This window comes from Nocardioides yefusunii, assembly GCF_004014875.1.
Taxonomy (GTDB): domain Bacteria; phylum Actinomycetota; class Actinomycetes; order Propionibacteriales; family Nocardioidaceae; genus Nocardioides; species Nocardioides yefusunii.
Window position 1 is genome coordinate 2421279 of the sequence record NZ_CP034929.1, and the last position, 18653, is coordinate 2439931.

An 18653-nucleotide genomic window follows, 5' to 3' on the forward strand; every position below is an offset into this window, starting at 1 on the left:
GGCGTGCACGACGTTGTCGGGATCACCGTCCCGCGCTTCCCGCACTCTCCGTACGCTGACCCGGGTTGTTCTGCGACGACAGGTCGCGGAAACCGACGGAAGGCGGTCCGACCATGTCCGTACAGACCGAGGGGTCCCCTGCCCGGGGGCGGGTCTCACGGTGGTTCGTCGGAGACCGCTGGTGGGCAGGTCTGACCCTGGCCTACCTGCTGACCCGGGTCACCGCGGTCGTGGCGTTCCTGGTCGCCGCGCGTGACCCGTTGTCACGTCCGCGGTCCTGGCGCGGCGACGAACCCGTCGACGCCTGGCGTCTGATGCACCAGGCGTGGGACGCCAACTGGTACACGATCATCGTGGAGGACGGATACCCCGAGACGCTCCCCCGTGGCGAGGACGGGAGGGTCTGGCAGAACCCGTATGCGTTCTATCCGCTCTACCCGATGACGGTGCGTCTGCTCTCCGCTCTGGGGCACGTCTCCACCGGCGCGGCCGCGATCGCGCTCAACACGGTGCTGGGGCTGGTCGCGGTGCTGCTGATGCGTCGTCTGTTGCTGGCCTACGCCCCGCAGTTGGCCAGCACCCGGCCGTGGTTCCTGTTCACCGCTCCGGTGGCGATGGCTGCGTTCCCTGCGGCTGGCGTCTTCTCCGCCAACTACAGCGAGGCCACCGCGATGGTGGTCCTGCTGGCCACCCTGCTGGCGTTGCAGAAGCAACGGTGGGGCTGGCTGGTCGTCGGGATCGTCGCCCTCGGCCTGGTCCGACCGTTGGCGGTCCCGTTGGGGCTGGTGATCCTGGTCCATTTCGCACCGAAGTTCCTCGCGCACTGGCGTGGCGACGGCGCGGACGACCCCGGGCGACGCATCTGGACTCCCGACCTGGCACGGTTCGTGGCGCTGGGGATGTTGTCGGTGGCCTCGGTGCTGCTGTGGCCCGTCCTGGTGGGTCTCCTCAGCGGCGAGGCCGACGGCCTGTTCCTGACCCAGGACGCCTGGAAGCGTCCGGGCGGCACCGAGACCACGGCCCCGTTCGCGGTGCTCACCGCGCAGGCCGGCAGCGGCTGGCTGGCCGCCCTCTGGGTGACCGGATGGATCGGCCTCTGTCTGGGCGGTGCCCTGCTGCCTGCGAACCGAGCACTTGGCCCGCAGTTGCACGCCTGGTCGCTGGGCTACCTGGTGTTCATCCTGGCCACCGTCGGGGTGGGTGGCTCGGGGACGCGGTACACGCTCTTCGCCCTCACCTTCCACACCTCGCTGGCCGCACCCGTGCGACGCGGATGGCAGGCCGCCCTGGTGGTGGCGGGCCTGCTCTGGTTCCAATTCGACTGGATCTCGACCCGCTGGAGTGGCGAGGGCCACGCACCCTGACGGGTCAGCCGCGGGAGAGGAACCGGGTCGGCAACGACGCCGCAGAACGCAGGTGGATGTTCTGAAGCAGGCCGACGGCCAGCATGCCGGCGAAGACCGACGAACCTCCGTAGGAGACGAACGGCAGCGGGACACCGGTGACCGGCATGATGCCCAGGCACATGCCGATGTTCTGGAAGGCCTGGAACCCGAACCAGCAGGCGATGCCCGCGGCGGCGACCCGACCGAACATGTCGTCCGATCCCGCGGCGACCAGCAGCGCCCGCCACACCACGACGCAGGCCAGCACCACCACGAGTCCGGCACCCACGAGTCCGAGCTCCTCACCGATCACGGTGAAGACGAAGTCGGTGTGCTGCTCGGGAACGAACCCGGACTGGGTCTGGGAGCCGTCGAAGAGTCCCTGGCCCCAGACGCCACCGTTGCCGATCGCGATACGCGCCTGCTCAGTGTTGTAGCCGGCCCCTCGCGGGTCGAGTCCGGGGTTGGTGAACGCCATGAAACGGTCCACCTGGTAGGCCTTGAGCACGCCGAGGCTGACCGCGGCGGCGGCAGCGGCAACCGCTCCGACGAGCAGGCCGACGAGCCACTTCCATGACGCCCCCGAGATCGCCAGGACGCCGAAGACGGTGGCGCTGAGGACGAGCATCGTGCCGAGGTCGGGTTGGAGCAGGATCAGGGCCGCGGGCAGCGCAGCGATCGCGAGCATGCCCAGGACGTCGGAGGAACGCACCGAGCGTCCTCCCCGCCCTTCGGATCGTTCCGCGGCGTAGAGCGCCATGCCCACCACGACGGCGACCTTGGCGAACTCCGAGGGCTGGATGGTCATGCCGCCCAGACGGATCCAGGACTGGGAGCCGTTGATCTCGGCGCCGGCGACCAGCACCAGCACCAGACCGGCGACCGAGGCCAGGTAGACCACCGGGGTGACGATCCGGACCCAGCGGTGGTCGGTGGCCATCACGACCACCATCAGCACAGTGCCGATGGCGATGTTGACCAGTTGCTTGCGCAGGAACGCGGTGGGGTCGGAGGTGTCGTGCGAGGTGCTCGACCAGATCGCGAGGGTGCCGACCACGAGAAGACCCGTCATCGCAGCCATCAGCACCCAGTCGACACCGGGCGAGCGGAGGGCCGGACGTTCACCCGATCGGAGGGCGGGACGCACGGAGGCGAGGTCGGTCATCGGCTCTTCCCCTTCTCCACCAGCGGGGGCAGGATCGTGCCGTCGGCGGAGAACCGCGGCAGATTGGCGTTGGGGGTGGTGCCCGGCACTGCTGCCTTGGCGCCCTTCGCCTCGCCGTCGACGACGCCGTACAGCGTCTCGTAGATCTTCGCGATCGAGTCACCGGTGGCACCCGAACCGGTGCCGGCCTGGCTGATCATCATCACCACGACGTAGTCCTCGGAGTACGACGCCACCCAACCGGTGGACTGCTTGCCGTAGACCTCCGCGGTACCGGTCTTGGATCGGATCGGGATCTCGTCGGTGGGGAAACCGCCCAGTTTCCAGGCCATCGTGCCGGCCGTCGAGACACCCTTGAGTGCGTTGTCGAGGAACGTCAGCGCCTTCTTCGACGTCGAGACCGTTCCCTGCACCTTCGGGGCGATCTCCTGGAGGACCTCGCCCTCGGGGCTGACGACGGCCTTGGCGACGCGGGGTTCGTAGAGGGTGCCGCCGTTGGCGATCGCGGCGTAGCCACGGGCCAACTGCAGCGGGGTGACCAAGGTGTCGCCCTGACCGATGGCGAAGTTCACCGCGTCACCGGCGCGGTAGGCGAAGCCCTCGATGCAGAACTCGCGGGAGAAGCGGTAGAGGAAGTCCGAGGTCTCGGAGTCGCGGGGCTTGTTCGAGATGCCGCAGTAGTAGTCCTTCTGCGACTCGTAGTAGGAACGCTTCCAGGTGCGGTCCGCGATCCGGCCCGACGCTTCACCGGGGAGGTCGACGCCGGTGGTGGCGCCGAAGCCGAAGTCCTTGGCGCCCTCGACGAGGGGGTCCTTGGCGTCGACGTCGGAGACGTCGGAGCCGTACTTCTTCCAGTAGTCGTGGCCGATCCGGTAGAAGAACGTGTTGCAGGAGACCTCGAGGGCCTTGGCGAAACCGATCACGCCGTAGGCACCGGACTCGTGGTTCTTGAAGTCACGGTTGCCGACGCGGTAGCTCGACGCACACGGCAGCCGGGTGTCGGTCGAGTAGCCGTTGCCGAGGGCAGCGGCCGACATGAACGGCTTCCAGGTGGAGCCGGGCGCGAACTGCCCCTGGGTGGCGCGCGAGAGCAGCGGGGTCCCGGCCTCCTCGGAGTAGAGGCGGGCGAGCTCCTTGGACGAGATCCCGTCCACCCAGACCTCGGGGTCATAGGTGGGAGCCGAGGCCATCGCGACGATCCGACCGGTCTTGGCCTCCATCACGACCGCAGCACCGGAGTCCGCGACGAACTTGCGCCCGGTGACGGAGTCGACGATGGTGCGTTGCTTCGCGATCGAGCGGGCCAGTTCCTTCTCCACGACGGCCTGGACCTTCGCGTCGACGGTGGTGACGAGGGTGTCGCCCGGGGTCGCCTCGACCTGGGAGTCGTCACCCTTGACCCGACCCATGTGGTCGACGCTGACGCGCTTGTACCCGGGCATGCCGCGCAGCCAGGCGTCGTACTGCTTCTCGACGCCGGCCCGGCCCACGACGGAGGCACCGTTGACGGAGCGGTCGTCCTTGGCCTTGGCCTGGGCGAACTCGTCTGCGGTGATCGGGCTCAGGTAGCCCAGGACGTGGGCGGCGTTGACGCCGAACGGTGAGGGGTAGGAGCGGACGTTCTGCTGCTCGGCCACCACGCCGGGGTAGTCCTCGGGCTGTTCGAGGACGCGCAGGGCGACGGCCTGGTCGACGTCGGTGGCCACCGGGACGGGCTGGAAGGCGGTGCCGTTCCAGCAGGTGCCGACCTCGGCGTTCTCCTTGCCGCAGTCGACGAGCTTGGCCTCCACCTCGGAGGCCTTCATCTCGACGGCGTCGGCCACGCGGGCGACCAGCTTGCCGCGTTCGTCGGCGGCGAGCTTGGCCAGCACCGAACGGTCGACCGAGACCACCCACGAGAGGCGGTTGGCCACCAGCGGTCGGCCCTGGGCGTCGACGACGAGACCACGCTGGGGCTGGACGACGATGTCGCGCACCGACTGGTCCGCGGCCATCGCGGCATAGTCCTCGCCCTCAGCGACCTGCAGGAACCACAGGCGTGCCAGCAGGGTGACGAAGAGGGTCAGGGCCAAGGTCTGGATGACCACCAGACGCAGTCGGCTGCGTTCGGCGGCCCGGGCTGCAGGTCGGTGCGGCGTGGTGCGGAGGGAGGCGTCCATCAGGGTCGCTCCCGCTCGCCGGCCGCCCCGAGACGGCGCAGCGCCAACATGGTCACCGGGAGCACGAAGGTGGCGCAGACGACGTCGAAGCCGACGCCTGCGCCGATCACGGCCAGCATCTCCCCCGTCGACGTCTCCGGGTCGGAGAGCAGCATCCCGGTGAGTGCGAAGACGGACGATCCGATGAACGACGCGGCGGCAGCGGTCAGCACCGACTGCAGCCAGGTGGGACGGGTGCCGCGACGGGCAGAGGAGGCGAACCACGCCACCAGGACCAGGGACAGCGCCCAGCGTCCGGCGGTGTGGTCGGCCGGCGGGACGAGGTCCATGAGCAGACCGCCCACGAAACCGAGCGCCATCGCGAACCGCGGGGAACGGGTCAGGGCTGCGGCGACCACGACCAACAGGACGAGGTTGGGCACCACGCCCTCCCAGGCCAGGTGCGGCAGCAGCGAGATCTGGAGGGCGAGCGCCACCACGACGGCGGCGACCGCGAACGCTCCACGGGCCAACGTCATCCGATTCCTCCGTCCGCACGGACCTTGGCCCGGTCGCTCTGGGTGCCGGCCTCGACCACGACGCCGACGACGTCGAGGGTGGAGAAGTCGACGTAGGGGTCGATCACGGCGCGCTGGGACTGCTCGCGCACGCTGGAGTACACCTCGGTGACCTTGCCGACCGGGACACCGGCGACGTAGGGACCGGCGCCGTCACTGCCCCAGCTGACGACGCTGTCGCCCTGGGACGGGACGTGCTTGGGGTCGAGGAGTTCGAGGTCGAGACGTCCTTCGCTGCCCAGGACGCCGCGGCCCTTGAGGAACCCGACCTCCTTCGAGCGGCCCAGTCGGCCACCGACCACCGACTCGGGGTCCACGATCAGCAGCACGGTGGCGTTGCGGCGGGTCGCTCGCAGCACCCGGCCCACCAGGCCGTCAGCGTTGAGGACGGTCATGTCGGGACGGATCCCGGCCTCGCTGCCGGCGTCGATCGTCACGGTGCTGCCGAAGGACTGCGCCGCGCCGTAGCCGATGACGCGGGCCGGGACCAGGGTGCGTCCCAGGTCGGCGGCGGCGCGGGTCAGGGCGTCGTACTCGGCCAGACGGGCGGCGTCGTGGTCGGCGGTCGCGACCTGCTGGCGCAACGTCGCGTTCTCCTTGCGGAGCGCGTCGTTGTCGTCCTGCAGGGCCGCACGGCTGCGGAAGTGGTCGCCGACGGCGGTGAAGGGGCGCACCGCGGCGTCGGTCACCTTCTCCAGCGGGCCGAAGGCGGTGCCGGCGACCTCACGGACGGGTTCGAGGACGGAGTCGTCGCCCCCGTTGTGGTCGAGGACGACGAGGGTGAGCGAGGCGAGGACGAGCGCGACGAGGGTGGTGCGGGGGCCACGCCCACCGTCGTCCAGGCCACGCCAGCGCCTCTCGGTGGAGGGACGCGCCATCAGTACCTCCGGGTGTCGGAGAGGAGGACCTGCTGCAGGGCCTCGAACTCCTCCACGCAGCGACCGGCACCGTAGGCGACCGACTCGAGCGGGTTCTCCGCGACGTGCACGGGCATCCCGGTCTCGTGGCGCAGGCGCTCGTCGAGGCCGCGCAGCAGTCCGCCACCACCGGTGAGGACGATGCCGCGGTCCATGATGTCGCCGGCCAGCTCGGGCGGCGTCTGGTCGAGGGTGTGCCGCACGGCGTCGACGATCGCGGAGATCTGCTCCTCCAGCGCGTGACGCACGTCGGCGGTCGAGACCTGGACGGTGCGCGGCAGACCGGAGACCATGTCGCGGCCGCGGATCTCGGCGTCGATCTCCTGCCCGAGCGGGAACGCCGACCCCAAGGAGATCTTGACCTCCTCCGCGGTGCGTTCGCCCAGCATCAGGGCGTGCTCCTTCTTCATCCACTGCACGATCGCGGCGTCGAGGTCGTCTCCGGCGGTGCGGACGCTGAGGGAGGTCACGATGCCGCCCAGGGAGATCACGGCGACCTCGGTGGTGCCACCGCCGATGTCGACGACCATGTTGCCGGTCGCCTCGTGCACCGGCAGGCCGGCACCGATCGCCGCGGCCATCGGCTCCTCGACGACGTAGACCCGTCGGGCGCCTGCCTGGTAGGCGGCCTCCTTGACGGCGCGCTGCTCCACGGCGGTGATGCCGCTGGGAACGCAGATCACCATCCGGGGCTTGGCGAAGTAACGACGACGGTGCACCTGCTGGATGAAGTGACGCAGCATCTGTTCGGTCGCGTCGAAGTCGGCGATGACGCCGTCCTTGAGCGGCCGGACGGCCTTGATCGACTCCGGGGTGCGACCGACCATGCGCTTGGCCTCGTGGCCCACGGCGATGACCTCGCCGGTGGTGGTGTTCATCGCCACGACGCTGGGTTCGTCGAGGACGACGCCCTTGCCGCGCACGTACACCAGCGTGTTGGCCGTGCCGAGGTCCACCGCCATGTCGCGGCCGATGAGGCTGTTCGCCATGTAGTCCGAGCCCTCGCTGGTCGATCGGGGGAAGAACGGCCGTGGGAGGTCACGACCGCTGGCCCAAGCCTAGGTTTCAGCCACCCCGCATCCGTGGAGGACACGCGGCCGTCACACCTGTGGGTGCCTCCGCTGCTGCTGCGGCACTTCCCCTCTCAACGTTCGTCAGGCGAGGAAACACTCCGCTCTACCAGGCGACGTTCCTTGACAATGCTGGCGGTCAGGATCATGTCGCCGAACTCCTCACGCGCACGCTCCTTCAACCCCGGCGCGAAGTGGTACAGGCTGCGTCTCTTGGGATCCAGCCCCGGTTGCACCAGCCACGGGTCGAGATCGCGGGCGGTCACCAGGAAACGGTCCGGAGCGACCTCCTCCACCAACCAGTTGCCCAGGTCATGGGCCTTGTCGAGGTGTGCCGTGGTGAGCAGCTGCAGCGGCTGGGCATCGACCACGTAGTCGGCCATCAGGTGACGGGCCATTCGCTCGTGGCCGTCGTCGATGAAGGGCCAGTTGGCGCTCTCCTCCTGTTTCGAGCCTCCCTCTGTCCACGCGACGTAGCCGTAGTTCAGTGCGCTCGGGTTGAAGAGCATCAACTGGGTGGCGAGATCGAACTGCTCACGAGCGCTCAGCGTGGGGTCCTGGATCTGGCCGAAGGCCCGCCCCAACGGGCGGACGGTGATGTGCCGGAACCGATCTGGCGATCGGCGGCTCTCGAAGGTCATCGAGCCGCCGCGTCTGATCGCCTCCACCACGGGGGTCTCGTCATGGACCAGATCGAGACACTGCACCCACCAGTCGACGCCCCTGCGCAGATGGATCTCACCTCGGACCTGCTGGATCCAGTCCAACGCGCACCGGGCGAACTCGCGCGTGGGTTCCTCGGCCACCGCCCAGCGCATGTTTCTCGTCACCGGGTCCATCGTCGTCAGGTCGTCCGTCGGCAGATACAGCGTGCTGGAGGCGAAGAACGAGCCGGCGAACCCGCGACCCTTACCCTTCGGAGGCCCACCTCGTACCTGCCCGTCGGCGAATCTGCCGAACGTGGCCACGAACAACTCCAGCCACTCCAACGCCTCGTCGACGTCGTAGGTCTCCGTCACAACCGCGCTCCACCCGTACGGAGTCAGGAACCACTCGCCCGCGCACGGCGACCGCTGTGCATCTGAGGCCTGGGCCATGGTGTCGGAGACGCCCTCGCCGATGTCGGTGATCGACTCCAGGTCGGGCATGTCGATGCCCCACTCATCCACGTGCAGGTAGAAGCGGAGCCGCCCCGGCAGATCCTCGTAGCCGGGATACCAGTGCTTCTTGAGGCCAGCAACGTCCAAACCAATCACAACTGTTCTCCCACTTCCAGTGGACCAGTTCCGTCCTCCGCGCGCTCATCTTGTCGCACCGCCGGTGACCAGTGGGGGGATTCAATGCAGGAGTGAATCCCACTGGGTTGCGTTCCGCTTGATCAGTCAGACTGGGAACGCTGGCCAGGTTCACGAATGCGATGCATGATCGGGCGGTGCGGATCGCTGCGACCGCGAGCACGCGCCGCCCGCACCGTGTCCTTCGTGAACTCCATCGACCACTCCCCCGGAGCGTCCGTGTCACCGTCCGCGCATCTTCCCGCCTCCGCCACCGAGAGCGTCCACCGATACGACGTCGCGGTGACCCGACTCTGCTTCGTCGCGGCCTCGGCGAACTTCCCCGTGCGGCACGTCCCCGAGGTGTTCGTCGGCACTCTCTGAGAGCAGCCTGTGAAGGCCCGAAGCGGATGACGTGCCTCTGGTGCAGCGGGCTCGCCCGGTTCTAGGTTGGCGTCATGACAACTTCTGACGGCAGCCCCCTCGACGACCTCGTCTCCCGTCTCTCGATCCCCGATCTCGCCGCACGCCTGGGCAGCGATCCCGCGAAGACGCGGGAGGCGGTCACCGTCGCTCTGCACGCCCTGCTGGGCGGGATGAGCGCGAACGTCCACGATCCGGCCGGCGAGGCGTCGTTGGCCCGGGCGGTGGCCCAGCATCCCCCGCTCGACGCCGTCACGGTGGGCGACGTGGACCCCACTGACGGCGAGGCGATCACCCAGCATGTCTTCGGTGACGCCCGCGAGCAGGTGGTGCAGCGTCTGGGCGGGATCAACGGCCTCGACAAGGGCCTCGTCACGAAGCTGCTGCCGATCCTGGCGCCACTGGTGATGAGCTACCTCGCCAAACGGGTCGGCGGCGCTGCCGCGGGCAACAGTGCTGCCTCCGGCGGCGGTGTGCTGGGACAGGTGCTGCAGTCGGCACTGCGGGGTGCGGAGTCCTCGGGCGCCTCAGGTGGTCCCGCGCCCTCGATCCTCGACGTCCTGGGCGGACTGCTGGGCAGCGGTCGACGCCACTGAACCCGCCTCCAGAGCCACGACAACGCAGCAGGCCCTCACCCGGTGCGGGTGAGGGCCTGCGGCGTGGTGCGAGCGAACTCGCGACGTCGTGCGCCGTGGGTCAGTGGTGTCCGCCGCAACCGCAACCGCCGGCCGACGACTTCGTCGGGAGCGCGGAGGGTGCGGGTGCCTGCACCGGCTTGACCGGGGCATCGGGGTCAGCCTTGACCCGATCGGCCAGACGCTTCGCGGCGTGCAGGACGAGCGGAGCCTCCTCGGCGTCGGCGGCCAGCTTCTCCGGGACGCCTCCCCCGAGCAGCGCGACCGGCTGGGTCAGCCAGGCCCATGCGTTCCACGGATCCATCCCGGCCCCGAGCAGGTGCTCCAGGACGCCGACGAGCTCGGCGCGGACCTCACCGGCGGCGTCGAGCTGGAACGCGGGGATCCGGGTCTCGGCGCCGGTGGTGACCACCAGCAGTTGGTGGGCGTTGGACGCCTTGGCCACCGCGAACCGGGTGGCGTTCAGGGTCGCGTCACGGACCTCGGCGAGCGAGGCGTGGTCGTGGGTGAGGGTGCCGAGCAGTTCCTTGCGGACCTTGGCCCGGCGGGCCAGCAGGACCAGGGCCAGCGGGACGGCGTGCTCACGCTCGTCGCCCTGCTGACGCAACTGCTCCTCCAGCGCCGACACCTCGGCGTCGCTGAGCGGCTCACCGGTGGCGCGGGCCTGCCAGTGCGCGCGGCCGTCGTGGCCTCGGATCACCTTCGGCAGGCCGGCGTCCTCGAGCTGGTCGAGGAGGCCGAGGCCGTCGAGCCAGTCGGCGAGCCGGTCCGCGGGACGGATGTCGGAGCTGGTGGTGCTCATCAGAGGTTCGGGAACCAGAGCGCGATCTCGCGGGCGGCCGACTCCTCGGAGTCGGAGCCGTGGACCAGGTTCTCGCGGTTGGAGAGCGAGAGGTCGCCGCGGATGGTGCCCGGGGCAGCCTTGCGACCGTCGGTGGAACCGTTCAGGGTACGGACCACGTCGATCGCCTCGTCACCCTCGAGGACCAGCGCGACGAGCGGACCCGACGTCACGAAGGTGCGCAGCGGCGGGTAGAAGTCGCGCTCGACGTGCTCGGCGTAGTGGGCGTCGGCCTGGGCGGCGTCGATGGTGCGGAGCTCCATGGCGACCAGCGAGAGGCCCTTGGCCTCGAAGCGGGAGAGGATCTCGCCGACGAGGCCGCGCTTCACGGCGTCGGGCTTGAGCAGGACGAAGGTGCGCTGGGTCATGGGACCCAGCCTAACGACGCTGGACGTCGTCGCCCATTCCCACCCTGCGGACACCGTCGTCGTCAGCGACGTGCCTCACGACGTGGGCCGGGACCGGCGCTTCGTTGTCCGCAGCGTCGACAGGGTCGCCGAGGACTCGCTGCACCGGTACGACGCCCGCCCATCCCCCGGCCGCGACGTCGTCCTCGTCGTCGACAGGATCACCGGCCCGCATCTTCAACGACGCTTCGGCCAGCGGCACCGCGAGCACGCACGTGGCCGCCATCTCCTTGCGCGTGCTGGGGCGCAGGTGCATCGCACGCCCCGGCACCACCTGGTCGACGAGGAGGTCCAGGGCCCGCACCTTCTCCGGGCCCTCCGGCACCACCCGAGGTCGTCCCACCACCACGGCACAGCGGTAGTTCATCGAGTGATGAGTGGCCGAACGGGCCAGGACCAAGCCGTCGAGTTCAGTGACGGTGACGCAGACGTCGGATCCGTCGGCCAGCAGACGACGCACCCATACTGCACCCACCGAACCGTGGAGGTAGAGGGTGCCGCCCTCGTCGGGACCCTCGATGTCCAGCGCCGGCAGGCAGGGCAGGACGACGGGGTGCGTGCCCATGTCGATCCCCACGTGGGCGAGCAGCGCCTGGGCGAGCAGGTCGTGCAGGGCGTCACGATCCTCGATTCCGCGATGACGTCCCCGGGTCAGGGTCGTCCGTGGAGTCGACTGGAGGGGCGGGGCGGGCTGGAGGGGCGGCGCCGTGCGGGCAGGAACGATCGAGGTGGGTGCGGTGTGCATGCTTCAATCCTGATCCGGAAGTGGTCCGTACACCCGTGCCACTTCGCGTGCTTCTGTTCAGACCATTCCTCGGCAGGTGTCCCCCGTGCTCACTCCTCAGGTCCCTGTGGTGGTCGACCTCGACCGCTCCCGGCCCGAGCCCCTTCCCGTACAGCTGGCCGACGCCGTGCGCCGGCAGGTGCTCGACGCGACCCTGCGTCCCGGCGACCGCCTGCCCAGCACCCGGGCCTTGGCCGCCGACCTCGCTGTCTCCCGCGCCACCGTCGAGAGCGCCTGGGACCAGTTGCGCGCGGAGGGCTGGATCGACTCGCGCCACGGTTCGGGCACGCGCATCAGTACCGGGCCTGCTGACGCAGCGCGCCGGCCGCGAACCACGCACCGTCCCCACAGCGTCGCGACCGGCGGTCCCTTCGCGTCGGGCGATCTCGTTCCCATGGACGCTGGCACGCCGTGGCGTCCGGAGCCGCTTCCCCGTTCTCTTCACGCAGGCTGGCGCCGTGCCTGGCGGCGGGTCAGCGACACCTCTCCCCCACGCGGGTACGACGACCATCGTGGTCTGCCGCTGCTGCGCCGAGCCCTGGCCGAACGCATCGCACGGGAGCGAGGCCTCGCCGTGGACGCTGATGACGTCCGGGTGAGCGGAGGTACCACCGCCGGGCTGCGTCACCTGTTGACGGCGCTTCCTCCCGGGCCGGTGGGGATCGAGGATCCCGGGTACCGGGCCGCGGTGGCGACCGTGCTGGCCGGCGGCCGCACCGTGGTCGACCTCCCGGTGCCCCGCCGCCCCGGTGCGTCGTTCCGGCCGTCTCTCGACGGGCTCGCGGCTGCCTACGTGACCCCCGCGCACCAGCACCCGTTGGGGCGCGTGATGTCGGCCGAGGAACGGCTCGCGCTGGTGGGCGAGGCCGAACGTCACGGCGCCGTCGTGGTCGAGGACGACTACGACTACGAGCTGCGTTACGACGTCGCGCCGCTGCCGGCGCTCACCGCGTTGGCCCCCGACCAGGTGGCACTGCTCGGCACCGCCTCGAAGTCGGTGATGCCGTCACTGCGTCTGGGCTGGATGGTCGCCCCTGATCGACTCATGGACGACCTGGACGCCTTCCGCGCCCTCACCCACGACACCCCGCCCTGGGCAGTGCAGGCGGTCTTCGCCGAACTGCTGCTGGAGGGACACGTCGACGCCGTGGTGCGTCAGGCCCGACGCGCGTACGCCGAGCGGGCACCGCGTGTGGTGGCGGCGCTCTCCCCGTACGCAGAACTGGCGGGACCGGTGGCGGGGATGTACACGACGTGGCTGCTCGAGGAGGACCGCGCCGTGGCGGCCCGGGCGGCAGCCGAGCGGGCCGGCTTCGGCGTCAACCTGCTCTCGGCCTACTGCCGCACCGCCGGGCTCTCCGGTCTGGTGGTCGGTTTCGGTGGGCCCGACGACGACGAACTCGACCGCGCCCTGAACGCACTGACGTCCGCACTCGACTGAGCGAGCACGGACGTCAGGGACGAATCAGGGACTGACCGGGATCAGGCCTTGAGAGCGTTCTGCTCGGCCACCCACGCGGTCCAGGCCTCGCGCTTCTCGCGCTCGATCTTGCGGCCCAGGGCGTCGGAGCCGAACCACAGCAGCGCGAAGACGCCGCCGAGGAAGAACATCACCGGGATCCAGAAGCCGACCAGGATCGAGGCGACCTGGATCGCACCGCCCAGCCAGTAGCCCCACTCCTTGCGGAGCAGGCCGGCGGTGAGGAACGACAGCACGCACAGGCCGACGCCGACCACCCAGGCCAGGACAGTGTTGACCTCGGTGACACCGATCAGGACCGGCGTCATCAGGCCGTAGGCGATCGCACCGAGGCAGAGCACCGCGGCGCAGAGACCACGACGCGGAGCCTTGCGGAGCTCCTTGGCTGCGATCTCCTCGGGGGTACGAGTGTCGACGGCCTCGTCGACTCCCTCGTCACCGTCGGTGCCCAGGGTGGGGTTCTCGAGCTCGGCCTGCTGCTCGGGCTGGTTGCTCACTGGTCGTCCTCGTCGTCGTTGTTCTGGTCGTTCCCACCGCGGGCGTCGGCAGCGGCACGCTCGTCCATCGCGAAGATGTCGTCGGCGTCGATGTCGCCGTCGGAGTCGAGGCCGAACTCGCCGATGAAGCGTGCCACCGGGTCCTCGTCCTCGTGGCGCGGTCCGCGCACCGACTTCGCACCCGCGAAGGGGTCGATGTCGAGACCGGAGTCGAGGTCGCCGTCGGTGACCGCGGCGGCCTGCATGGCGCGCAGCATCGACGGGGAGATCTCGGGGGCGTCGGGGATGGCGTTGGGGTCCTTGGCCGGGGCAGCCTCGCGGCCCTCGGGGCGGATCATCGCGCGGGCCTCGCCGATGGTGACCACCGAACCCGTCACCAGGACGCCGCCGGCGCCCATCGCGTCGCCGTAGGCCTGACCAGCCTCGGCCAGCGCCGCGGCGTAGTCGATCGCGGAGGCGAGGTCGGGGAGCACCGTGACGCGGGACTCGCCGAAGATCTCCTTGGCGACCTCGCCCAGGTCCTCGGCCTTCATCGACCGCGGGGTGGAGTTCTGGGTGACGACGAGGTGGGCCATGTGCGGCTCGAACGCGGCGAGCACGCCCTCGTAGTCCTTGTCGCCCATGACGCCGATGACGCCGATGAGCGGGTCGAAGCCGAAGGCGTCCTCGATCGCGGCGGCCGAGGCCTCGGCGCCGTGCGGGTTGTGGGCGGCGTCGAGGACGATCGACGGCGAGCGACGCACGACCTCGAGACGACCCGGCGAGGTGACGCGGCCGAAGGCCTCACGGATGATCTCGTCGGAGAGGTCGTGCTCACCGAGCAGCGCCTCGACGGCGGCCAGCGCGACCGCGGCGTTCTGTGCCTGGTGGGCACCGTGGAGCGGGATGAAGACGTCCTCGTAGCGGCCACGCAGGCCCTGCAGGGTGACGACCTGGCCACCGACGGCGGCGACCCGGTTCACGACGCCGAACTCCATGCCCTCGCGGGCGATGGTGGCGCCGACCTCGGCGGCGCGCGCGATCAGCACCTCCGCGGCCTCGGGGGTCTGCTGGGCCAGGATGACCTGGGCACCGGGCTTGATGATGCCGGCCTTCTCGGTGGCGATCGCGGCGATGGTGTCGCCCAGGTACTGGGCGTGGTCGAGGGCGATCGGCAGCACGACGGCAACCTGGGCATCGATCACGTTGGTGGCGTCCCAGCCTCCGCCCATGCCGACCTCGACGACGGCGACGTCGATCGGGGCGTCGGCGAACGCGGCGTAGGCCATGCCCACGACGGTCTCGAAGAAGGAGAGCGGGTGCTCCTGGGTGGAGTCCACCAGGTGCGTGAAGGGTGCGATGTCGTTGAAGGCGTCCACGAAGGCCTCGTCGGAGAGCGGCTCACCGTCGATCGAGATCCGCTCGCTCATCTTCTCGACGTGAGGGCTGGTGAAGCGGCCGGTGCGCAGCTCGAGGGTCCGCAGGATCGTGTCGATCATCCGCGAGGTCGAGGTCTTGCCGTTGGTGCCCGTCAGGTGCACCGACTGGTAGGCCTTCTGCGGGTCGCCGAGGAGCTCGACGAACGCCTGGATGCGGTCGAGCGAGGGCTCGAGACGGGTCTCGGGCCAACGCGACAGCAGGGCGTCCTCGACCTCCGCGAAGGTCTGGGCGTAGCGGGGGCCGTCGAAGGATCCAGAAGAGGTGCTCATCGCCCCCGAGTCTAGGCGGTGGCGTCGAGCGGCCCCACTCCGCGCGACCGGCCGCATACCCCATCTGAGGGACCGCACTCCGATCCCTCCGTGCGGCGGCGTGGTTCGGGGCACACTCGCTGCGACGTGCCGAGCCACGGGGGCTCAGCACCACGAGGGGAGCCCGCCCACCATGACCTCGCACCTCCGCACGCGTACCGCAGCCCTGACAGCTGTCCTGCCCACCGCCCTGGCCGGCGCCACCGCCTCAGCAGTGCTCATGGCCCCTTCTGCGACGGCCGCCGTCAAGGGCACCGCCACCGTGAGCGCGTCGTACGCGTGCACGATCCCGCTGCTGAACCAGAAGTTCGACCTCCCGGTCGACTTCACCGTCACCGCGTCCGGATCAGGCAGCACGACGACACTGACCGCGTCCGGCGGCCGTCCCACGCTGCCCCTGGACAGCGCGCTGAACATCACCAAGGTGACCTCCACCCTCACGGCGTCGGTCAACGGGACGTCGACCACACTGACCGGGTACGTGGCGTCGCTGACCGCCACCCCGAACGTGCCCATCGACCTGCCGTCCCTCACCGGCAGCGCCACCGCTCCCGGCCCCACGTTGACCTTCACGCCCGGCGCCTTCTCCATGGCGTTGACCGCCTACGGATTCCCCGCGACGGTGTCGTGCACCCCGAAGACCACACCGACGACGGTGACGATCGGCACCACGTCGACCCCGACGCCGACCCCGAAGCCGACCCTGACTCCGCAGCCGAAGCCGAAGGTCACGCCGGTCCGTCTGGCCGTGAAGCCGAAGGCCGCCAAGGTCGCGCGCGCCGTCGTCGCGAAGAAGGGCGCGAAGGCGCGCCTCACCGTCACCCTGCGCAAGGGCGCGAAGCACACGGTCGCTCCGGCCGGCACGGTCGTGGTGCGGGTGGACGGGAAGAAGGTGCGCACGGTGACCACCCGCAAGGCCCGCTCGTTCACGGTCCAACTGCCGAAGTCGTTGAAGAAGGGCAAGCACCGCGTCGCGGTCACCTTCACCCCCACCGCGGGCGCACGCGCAAAGGGTGTGGGCACCGGGACCGCGAACGCCACCGTGCACGTCACCCGCTGAGCGGCGCGTCGCCCTCCGACGGCACGACGCGAAATATATGATCCGCGCGTCGTGCCGTCGCCGTGACAGCACCCGTCGTCAGGAGCAGCAGTGCACATCGGTGTGGTCATGGGAACGGGGCACGGCAGTGACGGCGCGACCGGACGTCTGGTGAACGAACTCCTCGACCGGGTGCGAGGCATCGTCCCCGACGTCGAGGTCAGCACCGTCGACACCGACTCGCTCGACCTCGGCCCGTCGTGCGCCGCCTGTCTGGGCTGCATGACCGCGGGCGAGCAGAGCTGCCCCAACTTCTCCTCCGCGGCCCGCGCCGCACGACTGATGGAGGAGGCCGACCTCGTCGTCTTCGCCACACCCGTGCACTCCTTCCACGTCTCGGCGACGATGAAGCGGTTCGTGGACCACTTCGCCTACCTGATCCACCGCCCCGCCCACGTCGGGAAGCCGTGTGTGCAGATCTCCACCGCCGCCGGGGCCGGCCACGACCAGGCGCTCGGGTACCTGAAGTCCGCCACCCGACGCTGGGGCTTCCACACCGTCGGTCAGCTCGGAGTCAACGGCCCCGGTCTGAAGAAGGCGCCCTACCGGGCCAAGGTCGACGCGGCCCTCGACGAGCTCGCCGCCAGCGTCGTGGACCAGGCTCGTAACCCGGTCGAGCCGGCCCCCACCGCGGCGGACCTGATCGGCTTCCGGGTCGCGCGGCTGCTGGTGGAGAGCGGACGCGACGAAGGCCCCGTCGACGCCGCCTACTGGGACGAGCGCGGCTGGTTCGACGCCGACTGGTTCACCGACCGCAAGCTGCCGTGGTTCGCGAACCGGCTCGCCGCCACGGTGGAGAAGAAGATCCGCAAGGGCATCGCCGAGGGCTCGGCCAACCCGTACCAGGGCTGACCCCGCCCCGTGACGTGTCACACCTGCACCATGCGTCACTTGGGGGATAACGGCCACGCGTCACTTCCCCGCGGCTAGCATCGAGTCCCCCGGGAGGCCTCCCGGGGGAAGCGCCGCCACCAGGGAGTGCAGCATGAGCGAGCCCGCCTTCGGAACCGTGTCCCCCAGCGCCCCCGCGGGCGAGAACTGGGTGACCTCCCTGTGGCAGGAGATGTTCACCGCCGACACCACCTCGATGCTCGACGGCACCGTCAGCGTCACCAACATCGAGCAGCCGGCGCTGTGGCAGTTCGTGCGCCAGATCGCACTGGAGAGTGGGTTGACGACGCCCGACGCCCTGCGCGTCGTCGGCAACGCCCACGTGACGACGCACGAGGAGCCCTACATCCTCGACATCGGCGTCCCGATGCTGCTCGCCCTCGACCAGGGCGACCTGGCCGAGGTCGTCACCCGGGTCATGACCGAGCGCGACCACGGCGCACGGCCCGCCGCCGAGGAACCGTCGGGCAAGTCCCGCGGCGGCCTCTTCTCGCGACTGCGCGGTGGCACCCAGGACGAACCGGCCCGCGCCACCCGCCCCTCGGGCACCCAGAAGCTCGAGTCGGCCATCCACGAGGCCACCCAGTGGTGGATCGACGAGTTCGTCCACCCCGACCTCACCGACAACCTCGTCCCGCGCCCGGTCTACCTCGGTCTGGCCGAACTGCTCGCCGAGCGCGGCATGGAGATCGCCGACGCGGCCGAGCTCGAGGCCCGTCCCGACATCCCCGGCAACCCCGCCGCCAGCGACCCCGCACTGTTCCTGCTCTCCGACGCCGACGCGCTCTTCGAGAACGTCGCCGACGCGGGTCTCCCGCCCGGCACCGGCGAGTTGGAGTGGGAGGACGCGATGGCACGCTGGACCAACCGTCGTTCGCGCGCGTCCTCCATCATCCTGTTCCGTTCCGCCTCCCCCACCGTCTCGACGCTGTGGGAACTCCTCGACCTCGTGGAGCAGGGTCACCTGCGCTCGCGGGTGGCCAACGCCCTGCGTTCGGACGCCGTCACCGTCGAGGACTGCGTGTTCCTCCTCACCGGCGTCCTGTGCGACGCCCTGGCCGACGTCGGCGCCGGCATGCTGACCTGCTCCTGGGGCGGCGTGATGGACCTGGTCAGCGAGACCGAAGGCCCCCTGGACCTCGCCGGTGTGGCCCGTCAGGTGGTTCTCGACCCCACCGTCGTGCCGTTCCTGCGCGACATCCTGCGGGAGTACCAGGTGGCCCCCACCTGGTCCCCCACCGACGACGGAACCGGCGACGACCGTGCCCTCAAGGCCTTCCTCGCCGCGCCCGGCGAACGGCAGGCCCCCGGAACTGGTTTCCTCACCCGACTCTGAGCCTCA

The 18653-nt window shown here is 70.2% G+C and carries 18 protein-coding genes; 7 read left to right on the plus strand and 11 right to left on the minus strand.

Translation table 11 applies throughout. The annotated features are described in order from the left end of the window. Window positions 1-113: 113 nt before the first annotated feature. A complete protein-coding gene (locus EOV43_RS11025; protein ID WP_128221328.1) occupies window positions 114-1364 on the plus strand; it encodes a hypothetical protein in 1251 nt (416 codons plus the stop codon). Between the two features lie 4 nt (window positions 1365-1368). On the opposite strand, the gene rodA is transcribed toward EOV43_RS11025, so the two are convergent. From rodA to EOV43_RS11055, 6 genes are all read right to left on the minus strand, one after another. Next, window positions 1369-2550: a rod shape-determining protein RodA gene (gene rodA / locus EOV43_RS11030; RefSeq protein ID WP_128221329.1), complete on the minus strand. Its 1182-nt coding sequence runs from the start codon at window positions 2548-2550 to the stop codon at window positions 1369-1371. After that, window positions 2547-4709: a penicillin-binding protein 2 gene (gene mrdA / locus EOV43_RS11035; RefSeq protein WP_128221330.1), complete on the minus strand. Its 2163-nt coding sequence runs from the start codon at window positions 4707-4709 to the stop codon at window positions 2547-2549. Before mrdA ends, rodA begins: the two co-directional genes overlap by 4 nt. After that, window positions 4709-5227 carry a rod shape-determining protein MreD gene (gene mreD, locus EOV43_RS11040; RefSeq protein WP_128221331.1) on the minus strand — a complete coding sequence of 173 codons (519 nt, stop codon included), beginning with the start codon at window positions 5225-5227 and terminating at the stop codon, window positions 4709-4711. The genes mrdA and mreD overlap by 1 nt, the downstream gene beginning before the upstream one ends. Next, window positions 5224-6144 carry a rod shape-determining protein MreC gene (gene mreC, locus EOV43_RS11045; RefSeq protein WP_128221332.1) on the minus strand — a complete coding sequence of 307 codons (921 nt, stop codon included), beginning with the start codon at window positions 6142-6144 and terminating at the stop codon, window positions 5224-5226. The genes mreD and mreC overlap by 4 nt, the downstream gene beginning before the upstream one ends. Beyond that, complete coding sequence (locus EOV43_RS11050) at window positions 6144-7172, minus strand: rod shape-determining protein (RefSeq protein ID WP_128221333.1); 1029 nt, start codon at window positions 7170-7172, stop codon at window positions 6144-6146. Before EOV43_RS11050 ends, mreC begins: the two co-directional genes overlap by 1 nt. Window positions 7173-7327: 155 nt before the next feature. After that, window positions 7328-8509: a hypothetical protein gene (locus EOV43_RS11055; RefSeq protein ID WP_128221334.1), complete on the minus strand. Its 1182-nt coding sequence runs from the start codon at window positions 8507-8509 to the stop codon at window positions 7328-7330. A gap of 225 nt (window positions 8510-8734) precedes the next feature. On the opposite strand from EOV43_RS11055, the gene EOV43_RS15465 reads away from it, so the two are divergent. Together EOV43_RS15465 and EOV43_RS11060 are read left to right on the plus strand one after the other, a co-directional pair. Then, window positions 8735-8911, plus strand: coding sequence for a hypothetical protein (locus tag EOV43_RS15465; RefSeq protein ID WP_164878701.1), 177 nt, complete (start codon window positions 8735-8737; stop codon window positions 8909-8911). Window positions 8912-8985: 74 nt separating this feature from the next. Next, a complete protein-coding gene (locus EOV43_RS11060; RefSeq protein WP_128221335.1) occupies window positions 8986-9546 on the plus strand; it encodes a DUF937 domain-containing protein in 561 nt (186 codons plus the stop codon). Window positions 9547-9646: 100 nt separating this feature from the next. Here the strand turns inward: EOV43_RS11060 and EOV43_RS11065 are convergent, their stop codons facing one another. Genes EOV43_RS11065 through EOV43_RS11075 form a run of 3 tightly spaced genes read right to left on the minus strand, consistent with a single transcriptional unit; the run spans window position 9647 to window position 11578 of the window. Then, window positions 9647-10387 (minus strand): hypothetical protein, encoded by a 741-nt coding sequence (locus EOV43_RS11065; RefSeq protein ID WP_128221336.1) that lies wholly within the window; start codon window positions 10385-10387, stop codon window positions 9647-9649. Then, complete coding sequence (gene ndk, locus EOV43_RS11070) at window positions 10387-10794, minus strand: nucleoside-diphosphate kinase (protein ID WP_206611316.1); 408 nt, start codon at window positions 10792-10794, stop codon at window positions 10387-10389. Before ndk ends, EOV43_RS11065 begins: the two co-directional genes overlap by 1 nt. 10 nt (window positions 10795-10804) lie before the next feature. Continuing rightward, a complete protein-coding gene (locus EOV43_RS11075) occupies window positions 10805-11578 on the minus strand; it encodes a pyridoxamine 5'-phosphate oxidase family protein (RefSeq protein ID WP_128221337.1) in 774 nt (257 codons plus the stop codon). An 85-nt stretch (window positions 11579-11663) separates the two neighbouring features. Between EOV43_RS11075 and EOV43_RS11080 the strand changes: the two genes are divergently transcribed. Beyond that, window positions 11664-13058: an aminotransferase-like domain-containing protein gene (locus EOV43_RS11080; protein ID WP_128221338.1), complete on the plus strand. Its 1395-nt coding sequence runs from the start codon at window positions 11664-11666 to the stop codon at window positions 13056-13058. A 41-nt stretch (window positions 13059-13099) separates the two neighbouring features. Here the strand turns inward: EOV43_RS11080 and EOV43_RS11085 are convergent, their stop codons facing one another. Next, window positions 13100-13594: a DUF4233 domain-containing protein gene (locus EOV43_RS11085; protein ID WP_239022099.1), complete on the minus strand. Its 495-nt coding sequence runs from the start codon at window positions 13592-13594 to the stop codon at window positions 13100-13102. Further along, complete coding sequence (gene folC, locus EOV43_RS11090) at window positions 13591-15282, minus strand: bifunctional tetrahydrofolate synthase/dihydrofolate synthase (RefSeq protein ID WP_206611317.1); 1692 nt, start codon at window positions 15280-15282, stop codon at window positions 13591-13593. The genes EOV43_RS11085 and folC overlap by 4 nt, the downstream gene beginning before the upstream one ends. A 172-nt stretch (window positions 15283-15454) precedes the next feature. On the opposite strand from folC, the gene EOV43_RS11095 reads away from it, so the two are divergent. From EOV43_RS11095 to EOV43_RS11105, 3 genes are all read left to right on the plus strand, one after another. Then, window positions 15455-16381, plus strand: coding sequence for a hypothetical protein (locus EOV43_RS11095; RefSeq protein WP_128221339.1), 927 nt, complete (start codon window positions 15455-15457; stop codon window positions 16379-16381). A gap of 90 nt (window positions 16382-16471) precedes the next feature. Beyond that, window positions 16472-17272 (plus strand): flavodoxin family protein, encoded by an 801-nt coding sequence (locus EOV43_RS11100; protein ID WP_128221340.1) that lies wholly within the window; start codon window positions 16472-16474, stop codon window positions 17270-17272. 133 nt (window positions 17273-17405) lie between these two features. Further along, the gene (locus tag EOV43_RS11105; protein ID WP_128221341.1) at window positions 17406-18647 is read left to right on the plus strand and encodes a M48 family metalloprotease; all 1242 of its coding nucleotides are present in this window, start codon (window positions 17406-17408) and stop codon (window positions 18645-18647) included. Window positions 18648-18653: the final 6 nt, after the last annotated feature.

What these genes read in the sequence shown, in the direction of transcription:
- mrdA (WP_128221330.1), bottom strand. Translation starts at nt 4,709, where the DNA reads ATGGACGCCTCCCTCCGCACCACGCCGCACCGACCTGCAGCCCGGGCC.
- EOV43_RS11065 (WP_128221336.1), bottom strand. Translation starts at nt 10,387, where the DNA reads ATGAGCACCACCAGCTCCGACATCCGTCCCGCGGACCGGCTCGCCGAC.
- EOV43_RS11050 (WP_128221333.1), bottom strand. Translation starts at nt 7,172, where the DNA reads ATGGCGAACAGCCTCATCGGCCGCGACATGGCGGTGGACCTCGGCACG.
- ndk (WP_206611316.1), bottom strand. Translation starts at nt 10,794, where the DNA reads ATGACCCAGCGCACCTTCGTCCTGCTCAAGCCCGACGCCGTGAAGCGC.
- rodA (WP_128221329.1), bottom strand. Translation starts at nt 2,550, where the DNA reads ATGACCGACCTCGCCTCCGTGCGTCCCGCCCTCCGATCGGGTGAACGT.
- EOV43_RS11095 (WP_128221339.1), top strand. Translation starts at nt 15,455, where the DNA reads ATGACCTCGCACCTCCGCACGCGTACCGCAGCCCTGACAGCTGTCCTG.
- EOV43_RS11060 (WP_128221335.1), top strand. Translation starts at nt 8,986, where the DNA reads ATGACAACTTCTGACGGCAGCCCCCTCGACGACCTCGTCTCCCGTCTC.
- EOV43_RS11105 (WP_128221341.1), top strand. Translation starts at nt 17,406, where the DNA reads ATGAGCGAGCCCGCCTTCGGAACCGTGTCCCCCAGCGCCCCCGCGGGC.
- mreD (WP_128221331.1), bottom strand. Translation starts at nt 5,227, where the DNA reads ATGACGTTGGCCCGTGGAGCGTTCGCGGTCGCCGCCGTCGTGGTGGCG.
- mreC (WP_128221332.1), bottom strand. Translation starts at nt 6,144, where the DNA reads ATGGCGCGTCCCTCCACCGAGAGGCGCTGGCGTGGCCTGGACGACGGT.
- EOV43_RS11075 (WP_128221337.1), bottom strand. Translation starts at nt 11,578, where the DNA reads ATGCACACCGCACCCACCTCGATCGTTCCTGCCCGCACGGCGCCGCCC.
- EOV43_RS11025 (WP_128221328.1), top strand. Translation starts at nt 114, where the DNA reads ATGTCCGTACAGACCGAGGGGTCCCCTGCCCGGGGGCGGGTCTCACGG.
- folC (WP_206611317.1), bottom strand. Translation starts at nt 15,282, where the DNA reads ATGAGCACCTCTTCTGGATCCTTCGACGGCCCCCGCTACGCCCAGACC.